This window comes from uncultured Campylobacter sp. (assembly GCF_937981295.1).
Lineage (GTDB): Bacteria > Campylobacterota > Campylobacteria > Campylobacterales > Campylobacteraceae > Campylobacter_B.
In genome coordinates this window covers 40,400-57,718 of the sequence record NZ_CALJPC010000002.1, presented here as the reverse complement: position 1 = coordinate 57,718, position 17,319 = coordinate 40,400, and the positions used below count along the sequence as shown (strand labels likewise).

20 protein-coding genes are annotated in these 17,319 nt (G+C 47.6%); 15 read left to right on the top strand and 5 right to left on the bottom strand.

The genetic code is table 11. The annotated features are described in order from the left end of the window. Nucleotides 1-10 precede the first annotated feature (10 nt). The 8 genes from Q0135_RS00615 to Q0135_RS00580 all read left to right on the top strand — a co-directional run bounded on the left by Q0135_RS00615 (nt 11) and on the right by Q0135_RS00580 (nt 6,547). The gene (locus Q0135_RS00615; protein ID WP_297987441.1) at nt 11-757 is read left to right on the top strand and encodes a hypothetical protein; all 747 of its coding nucleotides are present in this window, start codon (nt 11-13) and stop codon (nt 755-757) included. A 223-nt stretch (nt 758-980) separates the two neighbouring features. After that, nucleotides 981-1,577, top strand: coding sequence for a DJ-1/PfpI family protein (locus Q0135_RS00610; RefSeq protein WP_297987440.1), 597 nt, complete (start codon nt 981-983; stop codon nt 1,575-1,577). A gap of 80 nt (nt 1,578-1,657) precedes the next feature. After that, nucleotides 1,658-2,269, top strand: a complete 612-nt coding sequence (locus Q0135_RS00605; RefSeq protein ID WP_297987439.1) for a hypothetical protein — start codon at nt 1,658-1,660, stop codon at nt 2,267-2,269. 239 nt (nt 2,270-2,508) lie between these two features. Further along, the gene (locus tag Q0135_RS00600) at nt 2,509-2,661 is read left to right on the top strand and encodes a hypothetical protein (protein ID WP_297987437.1); all 153 of its coding nucleotides are present in this window, start codon (nt 2,509-2,511) and stop codon (nt 2,659-2,661) included. 144 nt (nt 2,662-2,805) lie between these two features. After that, the gene (gene ung / locus Q0135_RS00595; protein WP_297987435.1) at nt 2,806-3,501 is read left to right on the top strand and encodes a uracil-DNA glycosylase; all 696 of its coding nucleotides are present in this window, start codon (nt 2,806-2,808) and stop codon (nt 3,499-3,501) included. 170 nt (nt 3,502-3,671) lie between these two features. Then, nucleotides 3,672-4,478: a transporter substrate-binding domain-containing protein gene (locus Q0135_RS00590; RefSeq protein WP_297987433.1), complete on the top strand. Its 807-nt coding sequence runs from the start codon at nt 3,672-3,674 to the stop codon at nt 4,476-4,478. A gap of 438 nt (nt 4,479-4,916) precedes the next feature. After that, entirely contained in the window at nt 4,917-5,723 is an 807-nt protein-coding gene (locus tag Q0135_RS00585; RefSeq protein ID WP_291938062.1) for a transporter substrate-binding domain-containing protein, read from the top strand. Nucleotides 5,724-5,740: 17 nt separating this feature from the next. Then, the gene (locus tag Q0135_RS00580; RefSeq protein ID WP_005873330.1) at nt 5,741-6,547 is read left to right on the top strand and encodes a transporter substrate-binding domain-containing protein; all 807 of its coding nucleotides are present in this window, start codon (nt 5,741-5,743) and stop codon (nt 6,545-6,547) included. A 236-nt stretch (nt 6,548-6,783) separates the two neighbouring features. Here the strand turns inward: Q0135_RS00580 and Q0135_RS00575 are convergent, their stop codons facing one another. The 3 genes from Q0135_RS00575 to radA form a co-directional block, all read right to left on the bottom strand. Next, nucleotides 6,784-7,527, bottom strand: coding sequence for a hypothetical protein (locus tag Q0135_RS00575; protein ID WP_297987431.1), 744 nt, complete (start codon nt 7,525-7,527; stop codon nt 6,784-6,786). A gap of 98 nt (nt 7,528-7,625) precedes the next feature. Continuing rightward, nucleotides 7,626-7,958 carry a hypothetical protein gene (locus tag Q0135_RS00570; RefSeq protein WP_297987429.1) on the bottom strand — a complete coding sequence of 111 codons (333 nt, stop codon included), beginning with the start codon at nt 7,956-7,958 and terminating at the stop codon, nt 7,626-7,628. Between the two features lie 286 nt (nt 7,959-8,244). Continuing rightward, nucleotides 8,245-9,594, bottom strand: coding sequence for a DNA repair protein RadA (radA, locus tag Q0135_RS00565; RefSeq protein ID WP_297987427.1), 1,350 nt, complete (start codon nt 9,592-9,594; stop codon nt 8,245-8,247). 210 nt (nt 9,595-9,804) lie between these two features. On the opposite strand from radA, the gene brnQ reads away from it, so the two are divergent. From brnQ to Q0135_RS00540, 5 genes are all read left to right on the top strand, one after another. Next, the gene (gene brnQ / locus Q0135_RS00560) at nt 9,805-11,136 is read left to right on the top strand and encodes a branched-chain amino acid transport system II carrier protein (RefSeq protein WP_297987425.1); all 1,332 of its coding nucleotides are present in this window, start codon (nt 9,805-9,807) and stop codon (nt 11,134-11,136) included. Between the two features lie 192 nt (nt 11,137-11,328). Beyond that, nucleotides 11,329-11,496: a hypothetical protein gene (locus tag Q0135_RS00555; protein WP_297987423.1), complete on the top strand. Its 168-nt coding sequence runs from the start codon at nt 11,329-11,331 to the stop codon at nt 11,494-11,496. A gap of 8 nt (nt 11,497-11,504) precedes the next feature. Next, nucleotides 11,505-11,921, top strand: coding sequence for a hypothetical protein (locus Q0135_RS00550; protein ID WP_297987421.1), 417 nt, complete (start codon nt 11,505-11,507; stop codon nt 11,919-11,921). Continuing rightward, nucleotides 11,899-12,975, top strand: coding sequence for a hypothetical protein (locus tag Q0135_RS00545; protein ID WP_297987419.1), 1,077 nt, complete (start codon nt 11,899-11,901; stop codon nt 12,973-12,975). Before Q0135_RS00550 ends, Q0135_RS00545 begins: the two co-directional genes overlap by 23 nt. Before the next feature lie 34 nt (nt 12,976-13,009). Next, nucleotides 13,010-13,450: a hypothetical protein gene (locus Q0135_RS00540; RefSeq protein WP_297987417.1), complete on the top strand. Its 441-nt coding sequence runs from the start codon at nt 13,010-13,012 to the stop codon at nt 13,448-13,450. A 227-nt stretch (nt 13,451-13,677) separates the two neighbouring features. Here the strand turns inward: Q0135_RS00540 and ftsY are convergent, their stop codons facing one another. Both ftsY and Q0135_RS00530 read right to left on the bottom strand, forming a co-directional pair. Next, on the bottom strand, nt 13,678-14,541 hold the full coding sequence (gene ftsY / locus Q0135_RS00535) for a signal recognition particle-docking protein FtsY (RefSeq protein ID WP_297987415.1): 864 nt from the start codon (nt 14,539-14,541) through the stop codon (nt 13,678-13,680). Further along, a complete protein-coding gene (locus Q0135_RS00530) occupies nt 14,541-15,122 on the bottom strand; it encodes a TlpA disulfide reductase family protein (protein WP_297987413.1) in 582 nt (193 codons plus the stop codon). Before Q0135_RS00530 ends, ftsY begins: the two co-directional genes overlap by 1 nt. Before the next feature lie 83 nt (nt 15,123-15,205). Here Q0135_RS00530 and Q0135_RS00525 point away from each other — a divergent pair, with 83 nt between their 5' ends. Both Q0135_RS00525 and rny read left to right on the top strand, forming a co-directional pair. Beyond that, nucleotides 15,206-15,823, top strand: coding sequence for a 5-formyltetrahydrofolate cyclo-ligase (locus Q0135_RS00525; protein WP_297987411.1), 618 nt, complete (start codon nt 15,206-15,208; stop codon nt 15,821-15,823). Beyond that, nucleotides 15,756-17,309, top strand: a complete 1,554-nt coding sequence (gene rny, locus Q0135_RS00520; protein ID WP_297923524.1) for a ribonuclease Y — start codon at nt 15,756-15,758, stop codon at nt 17,307-17,309. Before Q0135_RS00525 ends, rny begins: the two co-directional genes overlap by 68 nt. The last annotated feature ends 10 nt before the right edge of the window (nt 17,310-17,319 follow it).

Sequence of the window (17,319 nt, the reverse complement as noted above, 5' to 3'; positions counted from 1 at the left end):
GAGAGCTGCGATGATAAAACTTACGCAGATGAGAGCGGCTTTTGAAAAAGAGGAGCCGAACGCGCTTTATCTGAGCTACCTGGGATGGGTACAAACCCTGATCCCATTTTGGAAGCAGGCCGCTGCGAGGATCGCGGAGCTAAGCGGCACGGCGGATGAAAAAAGAGACAAGCATTTGCGAGCCATCGACAATTCTTTGCAGCTTTTGCAAGCTTGGCGATTTAAAAAGATAAAATACGTGCAAGCAAGAAGAAAAGAGATCGATAGCGCCATAAGCTTTATGCGAAACGGCGCCTTAACGCAGCAGGTATGCAGATACGCCTTCGCGCCGGTCTGTAGAAATTTAGCAAGCATTTTACGCAGCTTTTTGTATGTTTCTACTTTCGGCTATTCGGACGAGCAGCTTCCGACAGTATTTGCTCAAGATATTTACGGCATTGCGCTGTGCCATACGCTATTTCCTTTTGATACAAGCGATTTTGTGTATTATCTTCCGCGCGAAAAATCTATCCATACGCAAGACCCCGCCGATTTGGATAACTGGCATTTGATGATGGAGATAGCGGGCCGCGATTTAGGGATTTCTGCGTTGATTGAGCGGCTAAACGAACGCGCGTATGAAATTTGGACGAATTACAAAACGCCGTTTGAATGGAAATACGACGAGGGGATTTGGAATTTAGAATTTGAGAATGTTGCAAAAAGGCTGCACTATGCGGGCTTACGGGCTTTTGCAGGTCTGAGTAAAGCGGAATAAAAGGCGCGCAAATTTTAAATCGCTTCTGAAATTTCATTCGCGGGCGGTAAAATTCTGTGAGTTTTTAATGCGGGTAAAATTTAAAATTTGTTTGAGCGGGTTTTTTGGCAGCCTGCGGTATCAAAATTTAGCTGCCGCGCATTTTACTACTTGCGGCGCCGAGAATTGCAGCGCCGCTGAGCCGAAAGCTCATAGGCGAGCGATAAATTTTAAAGGACGGATCATGAAAAATCTAGCGCTTGTGATGTTTAGCGGACAGACGCACCTCGATTTTGTGGGATTTTATGATTGTATGCTAAGGCTCAAAGCCGTCCGCCCGCAGTTTGAGATGAGGTTTTGCTCGCGCGAGCGGCAGGTTTCGGACAGCGGCGGCCTTACGATCGATGCGGGCGAGATCACGACGGATCTAGGCGGCTTTGATGCGGTTTTTGTGCCCGGCGGTATGGCGACGCGCCGCCTTAAAGACGATGCGGGCTTCATCTCGTGGCTCGCGACCGCGCGCGATGCGAAGTATAAGTTTAGCGTTTGCACCGGTTCGCTACTTCTGGGCGCGGCGGGGTTTTTGCGAGGTAGACGCGCGACTACGCATCCGTTTTGCTACGATCTGCTGGCGCCTTACTGCGCGGACGTGGTGCACGAGCGGCTCGTGCGCGAAAGCCTGCCAGAAGGAGGCGAGATCATCACTGCTGGCGGCGTGAGCAGCTCTATCGAGCTTGGACTTTGCGTGATCGAAAAATTCGCAGGCGCCTCTGCGCGAGAGGCTGCCGCTGCGGCGATGGATTATCCGTATTACGGCCTTAGAAGCAAGCCTGTGCGATGAAATTTTAAAGCCGCTAAGATCGGCGGCGCGGTTTATAAATACCGCAGTAAATTTATAAAATAGAGAGGAGGGCGGATGTAATGCAAGCAATAAAAATATTAAAAACATTGTGGAAAGTCATCAAGATCGCCATACTCGCATCATTGATATTATTGTTTGCGGCATTGATATTGTTTGTGTTATTTATAGCCTTTCTATTTTCACCCCTTAATACGGATTTTTCATATATAGAAAATAAAAATTTGGCTAAATTTGAAGCCTTGACAAATACGAAGGGAGAAACTTTGCTCATTTATCGCAAAAAAAGTCTTCCTTTATCGTGTAGTGAAAAAATACAGACTTGTATCTGTTACGCGCATTTTATAAAGGTGGATAAGCCCTTTACTTTGACGCAACAAAAAATGTTGCAAGAGGGCTACGAGTTTGTTTCCGAGTCTGACTGTATAGCTGAAACTACAAATTTGCATGAATTTAAACTATCGTGGGCGATGCCGTCTTATTATTATGCCGGCAGTCGGGAGTATTTGATATATGGTTCAATCAAAAATTTAAATATAACGGCAATAGTGAACGATAAAAGGCGAATATGGCACAAAAAAGAGCACGAATCGGGACAACCGAGCGATTATGATCACGAGGTTATTTTTTATCCGGAACTTAATATAATTCAAATAAATAAAATGGGGTATTAATAGTGTGCGCTAAATTTACTTACGACCGATTTAATATAACGTTGCGAACTAAATTTAAAAGCCTTTAGGATAAAATTTAAAGATTTGAAAGATTGGACTTTAGTCTTACGGACGTTTATCGAAGTAGATAAAATAACGATATAATGGGTTTTACATAAAATAGGAGATCGCAAAGACAGCATGAAACCGGCTCAAATTTTATCGCTGCTTTCGCATATATCTTTCGGGTCGCTTATAGGTTGAAATTCAGAGATAATAACCCGTGGGAGTTTGTAATCGCGCTTTTTGCCTACGCGATTTTATTTGCTTTTTATCCGCAGACCCTGCTTAACGATAATAAAAAGACGATCGCCCTGCTGCTGTTTATGGCGCTTTTGATCGTGATCGTGTAGCGGCAGGCTATACTTAGTAAATCGGCGGGATCGGTTGCGGCGGCGGTGCGATTCGCCTTTGATTGCGGCGGCGCACGAGCGATATTATTTTTAAAATTTATTGTAAAATTAGAGCGTTAATTTATTAAAATTTAAAGGGTCGGTATGCAGATAAACTTAGACGACGTGAAGATCGAGAGCGGCTGGAAAGAGGCGCTTAGAGAGGAATTTTTAAGCGAGTATTTTGCGAAGATCAAAGAAAACCTGCTCGCCGCAAAGGCGCGCGAGATCGTCTATCCGCCGGGAAATTTGATCTTTAACGCCTTCAATCTCACCCCGTTTGAGCGGGTGCGCGCGGTGATTTTGGGGCAGGATCCCTACCACGGCGCGCATCAGGCGATGGGGCTTAGCTTTTCGGTGCCGCAAGGCGTGCGAATTCCGCCCAGCCTCGTAAACATCTACAAAGAGATTAAGAGCGATCTGGGTATCAGCGAGCCTGAAAGCGGCGATCTGAGCTACTGGGCAAAGCAGGGCGTGCTGCTGCTTAATGCGAGCCTTAGCGTGGGCGCGAACCGCGCGAACTCGCACAGCGGATTTGGCTGGCAAGCTTTCACCGACGCCGTGATTAAAATTTTAAGCGCGAGGCGGCAAAATTTAGTCTTTATGCTGTGGGGAAATTTTGCCAAAGCAAAATCTGCGCTGATCGATGCGCAGAAGCATCTCATTTTAACCGCCGCGCATCCTAGTCCGCTTGCCGGAGGGGCGTTTTTTGGCTGCAGGCATTTTAGCAGATGCAACGAATATCTGCGCGCGCACGGCCTGGGAGAGATCGATTGGGATCTAAATCACGGCGCAAATTAAATGTATTTTAAATGAAATTTGCGTAAAATGCGCCGCAAAATTTCAAAGTAAAGAAATTTTAAAAAATGTCGAAAGGAGAAGTGAGCGAATAATATACGACCGGCTTAAGAGGGCTTGCCGAAGCGACGCAGATGCGTGGCTAGGCTAATCATTGTAATTAAAGGAACGATATGAAAAAGATAATTTTGGGAATTTTATTGCTATTTACAAGTAGTGTAGTGGCAAATACCCTATCAGAGATTAGGCAATCGGGCAGTGTGCGCGTAGGCGTATTTGAGGCGCAACCGCCTTTTAGTAAATTTGAAGACGGCAAATTTCAAGGATTTGAGGTGACCCTAGCCGAGGCGCTATCAAAAGATATATTCGGTGGCAAGGCGGGCAAGGTGGAATTCGTACCCGTAAAGGCTAGTGAGCGTTTAAAAGTGTTGGAAGAGAATAAAGTAGATATGGTGCTTGCGACCTTTACTATCACAAATGAGCGTAAGCAGGTGGTCGACTTTACGACCCCATATTTTGCGGTAAATATAGGCGTACTAACCCGCACAGGCGATAGGATCAAAACCGTATCCGATCTACACGGCAAGCCGATCATAGCCGAAAGCGGCACCACTGGCGAGGCGTATTTTAGAAAAGAGGGCTTTGACGTCATAAACTGCGCTACTGCAAATGAATGCTACAAAATGTTAAAAGAAAATAAGGGCATCGGCTACGCGACCGACAACCTGTTAGTTTTGGCTTATGCCGTCATCGATAGCGATACTGAGGTAAATATCAAGAATTTAGGCCCTTCGGAGTTTTTGGGCGTTGCCGTGCAGAAGGGAAATAAAGAGCTACTGGACTTCTTAAATGGCGAGCTCATCAAGCTAAGCAAAGAGGGCTTTATGAAAAAGACCTACAACGAAACCATCGAGCCGTATTACAAGGGCACTGCGGAGAAAAAATATTTCTTGCTGGATGACCTTTATAGCTTATTTTAGGCGGGCATAGCGATACAGCTCGCCTGTGTTTGTTTTCGTAAGCATAGCTGTGTGCTCTCGCCAGGTAAAATTTAAAAGGCTCGCATAGCCTTGCTATTTTGTCCGACTTTGCGAGCTTGGGTTTGGATTGCAAATTCCACTAACGCACCGTTGCAGAATTTATAAAATTCCATAGAATTTCGCAGCGGCGCGCTATTTTTATGGCGCTAATAGACGCACAGAATTTTATAGCGAAGCGCTAAAATTTAATGAAAGCAGGCGGAGCTTGATGCAAGGCAGCAAAATTTAAAAAGCCTCTATCATTATGCTTAGAAATTTTAGTTGCGAAATTTTATCGCTAAGCTCGTAATTTAGGGAATAATTTCAGTTTTGGTAAAATGAAATTTTAAGAAAATTTACATTACAATTACGAAAAATTTAAAATTCAAGGAGGAAATTATGAAAAAGTCATTTTTTCTTATTCTATTGTCAGCGATCTTTGTTTTTGCGAATTCCTTAAGCGAGATCAAGCAAAGTAAGGTTATCAGAGTGGGCGTTTATGAAAACGAGCCGCCTTTTAGCAAGTCGAGCGAGAAAGGCTTTGAAGGTTTCGAAGTCGAGCTTGCCAACGCGCTAGCTGGTAAAATTTTCGGCAACAGCGGCGGTCGTATCGAGCTCATACCGGTAACAAACGAAGTGCGTTTTCCGATGCTGCAAAACAATCAGGCAGATATGATAATCGCGGCTGCAAGTATCACTGAAGAGCGTAAGGGAAGCGTGGATTTCTCGATGCCGTATTTTACGGTGAATTTGGGAATTTTAACGAAAAAAGACTCAAATATTCACAAAATAGGCGATCTGATGGGCAAAAAGATCGGCGTCATTCGCAAGACCACCGGCGAGGCATATATCAAAAAGGACGGCGGTTATAATGTTTCCTACTGCAACGATTCAGTCGATTGCTATAGGAGATTAAAAAGTGGCGAGATTGACGGATATTGTAACAACAACCTTTTTGTAATGGTCTATCCGATCGTAGATCCTGCGGTCGAGGTCAATATAAAAAATTTAGGCGATAATGTATTCTTGGGCGTCGCGGTGCAAAAGGGTAACGCGGAGCTGCTAGAAGCGATCAACAAAGGCTTGATTGCGCTTAGCAAAGAGGGCTTTTTCAAAAAGGCTTACGAGGATACTTTCGAATCTTTCTATAAAGGCACCGTCGATAAAAAATATTTCCTACTCGACGATCTTTACAGCTTTTTTTAATAAAAAAGGAATTTGAAATGAAAAAATCACTGTTTTTAATTCTTTTATCTTGCATCTTTGCGCTTGCGAATTCTTTAAGTCAAATAAAGCAGAGTAAAGTCATTCGTATCGCCGTTTATGAAAATGAGCCTCCATTTAGTAGAGTTACGGATAACGGCTTTGAGGGCTTTGACGTAGAGCTTGCTAATGCAATCGGAGGCAAAATTTTAGGCGATACCGGCGGCAGGATCGAGCTCATACCGGTATCGGCGCAAGCGCGCTTTCCGTCCATTCAAAATAATCAGGCAGATATGCTTATCGCGGCTGCAAGCGTTACTGAGGAGAGAAAGAAAAATTATGAGTTTTCGATGCCCTATCTTTCGGTAAATTCCGGAGTTTTAACCAGAAAAAGCGACAATATCCAAAAAATGAGCGATCTGCGAGGTAAGAAAGTAGGCGTCATCCGCGGCTCGACGGGCGAAGCGTTTATGCAAAAGGACGGCGGCTACAATCTAGTGTATTGCAAAAATTCCTCCGATTGCTACAAGCGGCTAAAAAGCGGCGAGATCGACGGCGCGTGCGACGATAATCTATTTGTGATGGTCTATCCGGTCGCAGATCCTAGCGTCGAGGTTAATATCAAAAGTCTTGGCGAGAACGTATTTTTAGGCATCGCGATGCAAAAAGGCAACGCAGATCTCGCAGAAGCCGTTAATCAAGCGCTCATTTCGCTTAGCAAAGAGGGCTTTTTCAAAAAAGCGTATAACGATACTTTCGAGCCTTTCTACAAAGGCACTGTCGATAAAAAATACTTCCTTTTAGACGACATATACAGCTTCTTTTAAAATTTTAAATTTTGATTGCGGGGTCGGGATTTGAAGCTTCGCGGCTTTAAATTCTAACCCGCGCATAACCGGTGCGTCATTAAAATTCTATCTCAAAATTTTGTCCTAAAAATCTCATTTCAAATTTTATTAGTCCCGCCGCCGCGCCGAAGCCAGCGTGCACACAGCAGTCGCAATCTTTAGTATTTGCGACCATTTGCGTCGCGCAAAATTAGATTGAGCTAAGCTTTAAAATTTTACTCCGAGCCCTTGGAATTTTTTAAATCCTCCATACGCTCCTGCTGAGCCTGCACGAACGCGCCGTATCTCGTAAAAAGATAATCTTTGATCTCAAAAATCATCAACGTAAAAATCGAAGGCAGCGTAAAAAATCTAATCGTCATAAACACCAGATCAAGCGCGCTTAGCTCATCTTCGCTCGCTCGATACCCTCCCGCGCTCGCGGTTAAAATTCCGTGCAGCGCCTCGTAGTTGTAAAGGATAAAAATCGTCACGAAAAGCGTTGAGAGCTTCGATACGATCTTGTTCATGATCTGCGCTACGTCCTCGTCGGCGATCACCGACATCGCAAACCACACGAAAGTAAAGAACATCGGAAAGGCAATAGTGCGAATTAGCGAGTTATCAAGCTTCTGTGCGCCCGTCACCGCGATGATCGCAAACACCGCCGCAAAGGGGATCACAAATAGCGCGAAGGTCATCGCCGATTTTATCGCCTTAAAAAAGCTATACGTAAGCAGAGGCGAGCCCAAAGCGAGCAAAAAGACCGTCAGCGCGTAGTTGGCTTTGGCAAAATCATATAGGTTAAACAGCGCAAATACCGATGCTGCGGCAAGTAGCGGTACGCTGAGCTTAAAGAGTGCCCCGTATTTGGCGTAAGCGCGCGATACGACGGCATCAAGCCTGCTAAATTTGACATTTAAGCTTTGCGCCTTGATGAAAAACAAAATGACGAATTTAACGATTACGTTTGGGCTCATACGCACCTTTCCGTTTAAATTTATAAAATTTTATCCACGCTAGATTTGCGAAATTTTATCCGCGGAACCTGTCCGTAGAATTAGGCTTTGCCGACAGCTTATGCGGTCTGCGTTAAAATTTCATCACGCTCTCGCTGCGTTGCTATCTTGCCGCCTTGTAGGCTTTGTCTTTTGGCTACGTGAGGCGGACCTGCGCGCTTTGGCTTGCGTAGCGTCTCGCTAGCAAGCCTTTTCGGGTTGCGACGTGCTACGGCGGCGCCCATTCGGCTCGGCGCGCGATACTTTGCTTGCGGTATCTGCACCCGCGCATGAGAGCTTGGCGCCGCTAAAATTTTACCGGTTCTTAGCCCCATGCGATACGTCCTGCGCGCCGCGATAGAATTTTGCGCGACGCAAGGACCTATCGGGCTTGGCTTTGCGCCGCAAAGCACTCGCCTTGTATTGGCCTGGGATGCGCCGCGAATGATTAAATTTTAACCGCACCGTTACCGAGCCGTTTTAAAGCTCAAACGAATTTTTGAGCCGCTACGATACGTGAAATTCCAAAAATTGCGCCTTAGCGATCAAGCTCATTTGCGCTTGCTTGCGAGCTATGCAAAAAGCGGCGCACTTGTGCCCTTCGCCGCGCCCATGCAAAAGCAACGCGTCCCTTGCCGCTCGAAGTCCATTTTCGCTCGCTCGCACCTCTGCCAAGCCGAAGCCAAGAAGCGCGCCGCCTCACATCCAATCTAAAATTTGCGTGATCTCGGTAGCGTGAAAAATTTTAAGCCCCTGCGCGTTTTGCGGCTTCATCGGGACGATCGCGTTTTTAAATTTCTGCATCGCGGCTTCTTTCAGGCGCGCATCGAGGTTGAAGATCTCTCTGATCTCGCCGTTTAGGCTCACCTCGCCGATGAAGACGCTTTCTTTGCTGATCGGGCGGTTTTTGAAGCTGCTTACGATCGCCGCGACGACGGCTAGATCGCACGCCGTTTCGGTGATCTTTACGCCGCCGCTTACGTTTACGAAGACGTCGTATCCGCCAAGCCCGATCTCAAGCTTGCGATCAAGTAGCGCCAGAAGCATATCGAGGCGGTTTTTATCAAAGCCCGTGGCGCTGCGCTTGGGGTAGCCGCTCTCGCACACGAGCGCTTGGATCTCCACGACGAGCGCGCGCGTGCCCTCCATCGTGATCGTGATCGCCGAGCCGCTTACCGCCTTGCCGCGCGTGAAAAATTTACTCGCGACGTCCTTTGCGCTTACGAGCCCGTGCGGCCCCATCTCGAAAATCCCCACCTCGCTCGTAGCTCCGAAGCGGTTTTTAAAACCGCGCAAAATTCTAAGCTGCTTGCTCGCATCGCCCTCGAAATACAGCACCACGTCCACCATATGCTCTAGTATGCGCGGGCCCGCGATCGAGCCCTCTTTGGTGATGTGGCCGATGATGAAGATCGAAATCCCGCGCGCTTTGGCAAGTCGCATCAGCTCAAATGTGATCTCGCGCACCTGCGTGATTGAGCCAGGCGCAGAGGAGGCTTTGTCGCTAAAAAGCGTCTGGATACTGTCGATGACGATAAATTTATAATCCCTGCGCTCGACCTCTTCAAGCACGGCGCCCAGATTTATCTCGGTGAGTAGAAACAGCTGCTCGCTTATCGCGCCAAGCCGCTGCGCGCGCATTTTGATCTGGCTTGCGCTCTCTTCGCCGCTTACGTAGAGCACGGCGCGGTCGTCGCTTGCTAAATTTGCCGCGATCTTAAGCAGCAGCGTGGATTTTCCGATGCCGGGGCTACCGCCGATTAGCACGAGCGAGCCCTCCACGACGCCGCCTCCGAGGACTAAATTTAGCTCGCTATCCTTGGTGTCGATGCGCGAAATTTGCTCGATTTCTATCTCGCTGATCGCTTTGGCGCTTGCGGACGAGGCGCGGACAAGCTCGCCCTCGATCTCTTTTAGCGCTTTGATCTGAGCGGGCTTGAGCTCGACGAAGCTATCAAATGCGCCGCAGTCGGGGCATCTGCCGAGCCATCTGCTTTGCTGATTGCCGCAGTGCTGGCACTCAAAAATCGTAGTTTTAATCTTCGCCATCTTTATCCCTCGCTCATTTTGTCTAAATTTATCCTTGAATTTCGCGAAATTATACTTAAAATTTTTAAAATTTTAGCCGCCCCGCGTGCTGTTTGCGAGATCAAAAATCACGGAACAAAGGATTTGCGACTAAATTTAGGCTAAATTTAAATATGTTTTAAACATTTATAACTATAATACAAACTTCACTTTATTTAAAGAAGGTTTAAGATGAAGGGCAAGCTTAGTAGAAGCCAGTTTTTGACGATATCGCTTACGCTATTTGCGATGTTTTTCGGTGCGGGAAATTTTATTTTTCCGCCGGGTCTGGGCAGGGAATCCGGACAGAATTTTTATATCGCGATAATGTTTTTTTGCGCTACGGCGGTGCTTCTGCCGGTTCTCGGCGTCGCAGGCATTGCGCGCGCTAAGGGGCTTCAGAGCCTAGTGCGCCGCATAGATCCGGTGTTTGCGATCGTTTTTACCGCGCTTTTATATCTTACGATCGGGCCTCTTTTTGCGATACCGCGCGCGGCGAATATGCCCTTTGACATCGCGATTAAGCCTTTTATCGGGCAAGATAGCCTTCAAATTTGGCTATTTGTTTATTCTGCGGCATATTTTGCGCTGAACTATTACATCTGTATGAACCCTTCAAAGCTCGTCAATCTGCTCGGAAAATACCTCACGCCGATACTTTTGGCGCTTATTTTGCTACTTTTCGGCGCGGGATTTTTGTTTCCGATCGGAGGTTTCGTCGCTCCTAGCGGTGAATACGTTGATCACGCCGCAGCAAAGGGCTTCGTAGAGGGCTATCAGACGATGGACGCGCTTGCGTCGCTGGCATTCGGTATCATCGTAATTAACGCCATTAAAGCAACCGGCGTAAGCGACGAGAAGCATCTCGTCACCTCTACGATAAAAGCAGGAATGATGTCGGGCGTCATACTGATGACGATATATTTTATGCTGGGCTATCTGGGCGCGACCTCCGCGGAGCTTTTCAAAGATACGCCGAATATCAACGGAGCGGAGCTTTTGTCGCGAGTAAGCGATCATTATTTCGGAAGAATTGGCGTCGTGATCCTAGGCAGCGCGTTTTTCCTAGCCTGCATCACCACGACGCTGGGTCTTATAAGCTCGGCTAGCGAATACTTTGAGGAGCTTACGAAAGGTAAGATCAAATACAAAACTTGGGCGATCGCTTGGTGCGTGATCGGCTTTGGAGTCGCAAATTTCGGCCTTACGACCATCATCAAAGGCTCTATCCCCGTACTCGTCGCCATCTATCCGATCTCGATCATGCTGATAATCCTCTCGCTGATTAATCCGTGGATCGATTCGAGCAAGTTGATTTACCGCGCCTGCGTCTATGTCTGCGTCGTCGAGGGCGTCATAAATGGACTTGATATTTTGGGGATTTCGGTGCCGCTTGTAACGTCGTTTGTGAAGATGATGCCGTTTTACGACTCGATGCTCGGCTGGATCGTGCCTAGCACCTTGACCTTCGCCGTGACCTACGTGCTGCATCTGATCTTTGAAAAAAGAGACGATAGCTTTTAAATTTAAGAGCTATTTTAAAATTTAGCCGGGCTCTACGGGGCTCGGCGTACTTCTAAATTTTAATTCGTCGCCGAATTTAATTTCCCATATTTTTCCATAGAATTTCGACATATAAAATAAACCGCCTTCAAAATTTAATCTAAATTTACGCTAAAATTATCAAAATAAAATTTCAAAAGTAAGGATGGCAAGATGGGTAAGCGGGACGAAGCGCTAGGTTTGGCGCGAGATTTCGAACGCGACGGCTTTAGAGTGCCTGATTTATATGAGCGGTTTTGGCGGCTACAAGGCGACGAGACGGCGTATTTTACGCTAGCGGACAGCCTGCTGCGCGGGCGCAAGAGGGCGGCACGCTGCTAAAGGACGCTATGGGCTATGTAGGCAAGGAGGATTTTAAAGCTTTGATCGCTGCGGCGGTTGAAATTTTATGCGAGGAGGCGGCAAAGGGGCGCGAAACGAAGCAGAGCAAAAGCGCGGCACAGACGGGAGAGGATGTGCGCTCGGCGCGGGCGGACGAAAGCGCAAGCAAAAATGCGCGGCAACGCGGCAGAGATGAAAAGAGCGCGCGCTGGAAAAACGCCGAAGAGGTCATCGCCGCGGCGAGCCTCGAGTTTGCGCCGTTTTTGCATCCGTATCTGGGCGAGCTTTTTAAACTGCAGCCGAACGAGAGCGCGTATTATGCGGAGTATCCATGGCGCGAGCTTAGCTACGAGAGCTCGCAAATCTGGCGCGAGAAGCTTGCGGATCCGCAGACGAGCAGGGATGAGCGGCAAAAAATTTTTTAGTTGCTTGCTGCAAACCCGCGATCCGCGAAACGTAAAATTTGCCTGCGAGTTCGCGCTTGCGGAGGATTTTTTCGATCGCCCGTGCGACCTGCTTGAATATATTGGCTATTGGCTGGAGGCTGTCGGATTTACCTTTGAACGGGTTAAATTTGACGCAGACGGCGCGGCTCAAATGGCAGCAAATGAAATTTTAAAAATGGATGCAAACGAATGCGGCGGCGCCAAGCAAACCCAAACGAGCGAGCGCGACGTATCGCGAGCTAACGTAAATTTAAATGAAGCATGCGATGCGGCAAGCGTCGTTAAATTTAACGCAGACGAAGCCAACTCCGATAAATCACAAAAAGCGCCGAACGATGAAATTTGCTTTGGCGGCGAGAAATTCAGGCTCAAAAGATACTGCAGCCAGCGCGTGTATCACATAATTTTTCCGCGCGGCTATTTCGGCGCGCCCTATGCGCTGCATCTGGCGAAGCGTCATCCGACCTGGCGATTTGAGGGCGGCGAGGCTGGATATAAGCTAGGCGGAGTTTTGGACGAGGCGGACGGCGATGCGCAAAATCCGCTATTTCATCTCATCACGCTTGATCCGCTGCCCCGCGACTTGCCCGTGCGCTCGCTGCCGCGTCTAATCCTCGCCGCGCATGTTAGAGAGATAAACGAGGGCGAGGTAGTCTTTTACGAGCACGACGCGCAGGGTATGCCGCGGCGTATCGGCGAAAGGACGCAGGTCGAATACGCATTTGACGAACCGATAAAGGAGTGCGAAGTAGTACTTGCGCCCACGCCGGCGCGCTGGGCGGCTCAGGACTGGGGGATGTCAAACAGCAGGCAAAACCTCGCGCGCATCGGCGGCGAGCCATCATGGATACAGGGTGCCTTGGTGCCGACGTGTCCGATATGCGGCGAGAAAATGGAGTTTTTGATGCAGCTTGATAGCGAGCTTCCGAGCTGCGAGCAAGGTGGCGAGGTATATTTCGGCAGCGGCGGGATTTTATATGTATTTTGGTGCGAGCGGACGCGGGTGAGCGCGTTTTTTATGCAGTGCACGTGAGTAAAATTTAAGAAAAACGCAAATGGACAGACGAATGATCACGGCGAAAATAAAAAGAAAGGGCGGTATTTGGTATTTTGACGATTATTTTAAGTCGCTTCGCAAGAATGAAAACGAAATAGCAAAGCCTATCAGGCGGTTTGTCTTGGATCCGAAAAGGTATCTGTTTAATACGAAAGAAACCCTTCACGACGCCGTTTTGACTGAATTTAAATTCGCTATTTTAAAAAACGAAGATAGACTGACGATGAAATTTTTATCGTCCTACCGAGATAGAAATTTTAAATTTGTTTTCAAAAACGTCTTAGCCATCCGCTTCAAAATGGACGACAAGAGCTTTAAAAATAACGATCTGATAGTTCATCAATTTTCGCTAAAGCCTAGAAGCGTTTGCGAGTATGATTTTATCTTTGCGAGCGGACAGAGGATAACCGTAAAATTTAAACGGCTTGAGATCATTGAGGAATTCTTGTAGGAGCGCCGCGTTGTGGGCGGCGGGATTTTGCGTATTTTGGTGCGAATGGACGCGGGCGGGCGCGTTTTTATGCGGTGCGTGAGCTAAAATTTTGCAAAATCCTAAACGAAAATCGTAAAATTTTAAGCAAAATTTATTCTAAGATAATAAAGCGACAAAATTTGCCGAGCATTTCGGCGCGTAAAATTTAAGCTTGTTCGGCGAGAATATGTAAATTTACGCAGAGCCTAAGCGTAAATTCCCTCCACAAGCGTCTCTACGAACTGATCCGAGTTAAATTCCGCCAAATCCTCCATCCGCTCGCCCACGCCGACGAAAAGTATCGGCAGCCGCAGCTCGCGCGCTATGGCGAAAAGTGCGCCGCCTTTGGGCGTGCCGTCGAGCTTCGTGATGATGATGCCGTCGAGCTTCACGATCTCGTTGAACGCCCTAGCTTGCGCGACGCTGTGATTGCCCTGAGTGGCGTCGAGCACGATGATCTTGCGGTGCGGTGCGCCGCTTTTTGCGCGGTCGCAGATGCGCACGATCTTCTCTAACTCCGCGGCTAAATTTTTCTGATTTTGCAGGCGTCCGGCGGTGTCGATCAGGACGCGATCGATGTTTTTGGCACTAGCTGAGCTAACGGTGTCAAACGCCACAGCAGCGGGATCGTGCCCTTGCGCGGTCGCTACGATCGGTAGATTTAGGATCTGCGCCCATTTTTTTAATTGCTCGACTGCGCCCGCGCGAAAGGTGTCGCATGCGCCTAAAATTACGCTCTGGCCACTATTTTTATATAAATTTGCAAGCTTTGCGGTTGTCGTAGTTTTGCCCGCGCCGTTTACGCCGATGATGAGCTCTACGAAGGGCTTCTCATCCGCGGGTTTAGCGATTTCATAATCGAAATAGTTCTTCAAAACGCCCTTGAGATCATCTTTTGCGACTAGCTTTTTTGCGGGAAGTTTTTCTAAAATCTCTTCCACGAGCTCGTAGCCTACGTCGGCTTCAAGCAGCATCTCTTCTAGGATTTCTTTTGAAATTTTATCTTCGCTTTTCGCGCCTCGCATCGCGTCTATGGTCTTGCTAAGCCCTTTTTTAAAAAATTCGAACATCAGAAAATTTTCTCCAATTCGGTCATTAAAATTTCTTCCGGCATCAGCCCGAAATATTGCGCGCTAAACTCGCCCTTTTCGTCGTATATCGCCATATACGGTACTTCGTTTATGCCGCCTAGCGCCTTTGTAAAAAAGTCCGTCCCTTCGCCGTAAGCGATCGCGTAGTTTACCTCGTGCGCGCTTGCATAGGTTTTTGCATCGTCTAAATTTGCATCACCGATCATCACGCCGATGATATCAAGCTTGCCAGAGTAGGCTTGTTTGGCGGCATTTAGTGCGCTTACCTGCACGGCGCAGGCATCGCACCACGGCGTAAAAAACGCAAATAGCGTCACGGTGGAGTTGTTGTCGATGTTAAAACCCTGTTTTGTCTTTTGCATATTTAAAATTTTTCCGTTACTTAGCTGAAGTGTAAAAGGAGCGGTATAATCGACCTGGATTACGGCTTCGGTTTCGGACTGCGGCTGCGTGGCGTTGGCCTCGGTCGGGGTATCGCTTGATTTTTTATCCTCATCATCGCCGCAGCCCGCAAGAAACAAAAAAGCCGTAAAAAGCGCTAGAAAAAAACGAAATTTCATAATAAACCTTGAGAATTTTATCGCAAAATTATACAAAAAATAGCTAAAATAAGCGTTAATATTTTATTCGAAAAGATCAAACGATGCAAAAGAATGAATTTAGAAAAATCTGCAAATCGCGCCTGAAATCTCACGCCGCGCGCGCTGCTAGATGCGAGCATTATCTGCTTTTAAGGCGCATAGAGGGTCTGGTGAAATTTTTAAAAGCGCGTAAAATTTTAATATTTTTGCCGATGAGCTACGAGCCGAACGTTTTGATTTTAAGAAAAAAGCTATCAAAAAGCTGCGAATTTTACGTTCCGTTTATGGTGGATATTAGTTTAAAAATGGTAAGATTACGTTTACCTTTTAAAATTTCACGCTTTGGGCTGCGCCAGACGCTTCCGCAAAACGGGTATTTTAAGAAGGTCGATCTAGCCGTGGTTCCAGCTATCGGAGTGGATGGCGCAATGGCTAGAATAGGACATGGGAAAGGATTTTACGATATGTTTTTTTCAGGTCTGAAGCTTAAGCCCGCAATCGCGTTCGTGAGTATAAAAGACTGCTTTTGCAGTGAAATTTTATCGTTTGATCACGACGTAAAGGGCGATTTTTACATAACTCCGAGCCAAAATTACCTAAAAAGAGGAAAGTATGATAGAGATTTTAATCGCCTTGTGCGCTCTTGCGGTGGGCGCTGGCATAGGATACTTAGTAGCTAGAAAGATCAATAACGCCAATTACGATTTCTTCGTCGAACAAGCCAAAGCCAAAGCCAAAGCTATAGAATTTGAAGCCGAGGGCATCTTGCGAAATTCTAAAATTTCGGTGCAGGAAGCGGAGTTTGAAGCTAAGAAAAAATACGAAGATAAGGCAAGCAAACTGCAGAAGGAATTTAACGTTAAATTTGACGAGCTCGGCAAAAAGGAGCACGCGCTTCTAACCGAGCAAGAAATTTTAAAAGACAGCAAAAAAGAGCTCGAAAGCGCCAAAAAAGAGGCGAAATTCCTCTACGAAGAGGGTTCGAATTTAAAGAAAAGCTATGAAGAGAAGCTAGCCGAAGCGCTTAAAGTTTTGGAGCGCGTGGCGGGCTTTACGCAGGACGAGGCGCGCGCGCAGGTGCTTAAGAAGGTCGAGGAGCAAAGCCGCACCGACATCGCTCACATCGTGCGAAAATATGAAGAAGAAGCCAAAAAAGAGGCGCGAAAAAAGGCAAATTATATTTTGGCGCAGGCTACGTCGCGCTTTGCGGGCGAATTTGCGGCGGAGCGACTTATCAATGTCGTAAATATCAAAAATGACGAGCTTAAAGGCCGCATCATCGGCAAGGAGGGGCGCAACATAAAGGCGCTTGAGATGACTCTTGGCGTGGACGTCATCATCGACGATACCCCGAATGCGATCATCGTAAGCTCTCACAACCTCTACCGTCGCGCCATCGCCGTTCGCGTCATCGAAACGCTTATCGAGGATGGCAGAATTCAGCCTGCGCGCATCGAGGACATCTACAAAAAAGTAAGCGACGAATTTGAAGCTAGTATCGCCGAAGAGGGCGAAAATATCGTAATGGATCTAGGTCTTAGCAAAATTCACCCCGAAATTTTAAAACTCATCGGCAAGCTTAAATTTCGCGCCAGCTACGGGCAGAACGCCCTTGCGCACAGCCTTGAGGTCGCACATCTTGCGGGCATCATCGCCGCAGAAACGGGCGGAGATCAAAAGCTGGCCAAGCGAGCGGGCCTACTTCACGATATCGGCAAGGCGCTAACTCACGAATACGAGGGTTCGCACGTAGATCTTGGCGCCGAGGTTTGCCGCCGCTACAAAGAGCATCCGGTGGTGATAAACGCTATCTACGCCCACCACGGTCACGAGGAGGCTACCAGCGTGGAGAGCGCTGCAGTCTGTGCCGCAGACGCGCTAAGTGCTGCGCGCCCGGGCGCTAGACGAGAGGTGCTAGAGAGCTATCTAAAGCGCGTTAGCGACATCGAAGCGATCGCGATGAGTAAAACCGGCGTCAAGCAAGCCTACGCGATCAACGCAGGTCGCGAGATTCGCGTCATCGCAAACGCCAAGCTTATGAACGACGACGAGGCGGTTTTGGTCGCTAAAGAGATCGCCTCTGATATCCAAGACAAGGTTCAATTCCCAGGCGAGATCAAGGTTAACGTCATACGCGAGCTTCGCGCGGTCGAGATAGCCAAATAAGGAGTATGAA

Bases quoted from the DNA above. Each gene is read 5' to 3' on its own strand.
- Q0135_RS00540 (WP_297987417.1), top strand. From the start codon at position 13,010: ATGATCACGGCGAAAATAAAAAGAAAGGGCGGTATTTGGTATTTTGAC.
- Q0135_RS00555 (WP_297987423.1), top strand. From the start codon at position 11,329: ATGGGTAAGCGGGACGAAGCGCTAGGTTTGGCGCGAGATTTCGAACGC.
- Q0135_RS00615 (WP_297987441.1), top strand. From the start codon at position 11: ATGATAAAACTTACGCAGATGAGAGCGGCTTTTGAAAAAGAGGAGCCG.
- rny (WP_297923524.1), top strand. From the start codon at position 15,756: ATGATAGAGATTTTAATCGCCTTGTGCGCTCTTGCGGTGGGCGCTGGC.
- radA (WP_297987427.1), bottom strand. From the start codon at position 9,594: ATGGCGAAGATTAAAACTACGATTTTTGAGTGCCAGCACTGCGGCAAT.
- Q0135_RS00605 (WP_297987439.1), top strand. From the start codon at position 1,658: ATGCAAGCAATAAAAATATTAAAAACATTGTGGAAAGTCATCAAGATC.
- Q0135_RS00580 (WP_005873330.1), top strand. From the start codon at position 5,741: ATGAAAAAATCACTGTTTTTAATTCTTTTATCTTGCATCTTTGCGCTT.
- Q0135_RS00530 (WP_297987413.1), bottom strand. From the start codon at position 15,122: ATGAAATTTCGTTTTTTTCTAGCGCTTTTTACGGCTTTTTTGTTTCTT.
- brnQ (WP_297987425.1), top strand. From the start codon at position 9,805: ATGAAGGGCAAGCTTAGTAGAAGCCAGTTTTTGACGATATCGCTTACG.
- Q0135_RS00545 (WP_297987419.1), top strand. From the start codon at position 11,899: ATGAGCGGCAAAAAATTTTTTAGTTGCTTGCTGCAAACCCGCGATCCG.
- Q0135_RS00575 (WP_297987431.1), bottom strand. From the start codon at position 7,527: ATGAGCCCAAACGTAATCGTTAAATTCGTCATTTTGTTTTTCATCAAG.
- Q0135_RS00610 (WP_297987440.1), top strand. From the start codon at position 981: ATGAAAAATCTAGCGCTTGTGATGTTTAGCGGACAGACGCACCTCGAT.
- ftsY (WP_297987415.1), bottom strand. From the start codon at position 14,541: ATGTTCGAATTTTTTAAAAAAGGGCTTAGCAAGACCATAGACGCGATG.
- ung (WP_297987435.1), top strand. From the start codon at position 2,806: ATGCAGATAAACTTAGACGACGTGAAGATCGAGAGCGGCTGGAAAGAG.
- Q0135_RS00590 (WP_297987433.1), top strand. From the start codon at position 3,672: ATGAAAAAGATAATTTTGGGAATTTTATTGCTATTTACAAGTAGTGTA.
- Q0135_RS00550 (WP_297987421.1), top strand. From the start codon at position 11,505: ATGGGCTATGTAGGCAAGGAGGATTTTAAAGCTTTGATCGCTGCGGCG.
- Q0135_RS00525 (WP_297987411.1), top strand. From the start codon at position 15,206: ATGCAAAAGAATGAATTTAGAAAAATCTGCAAATCGCGCCTGAAATCT.
- Q0135_RS00585 (WP_291938062.1), top strand. From the start codon at position 4,917: ATGAAAAAGTCATTTTTTCTTATTCTATTGTCAGCGATCTTTGTTTTT.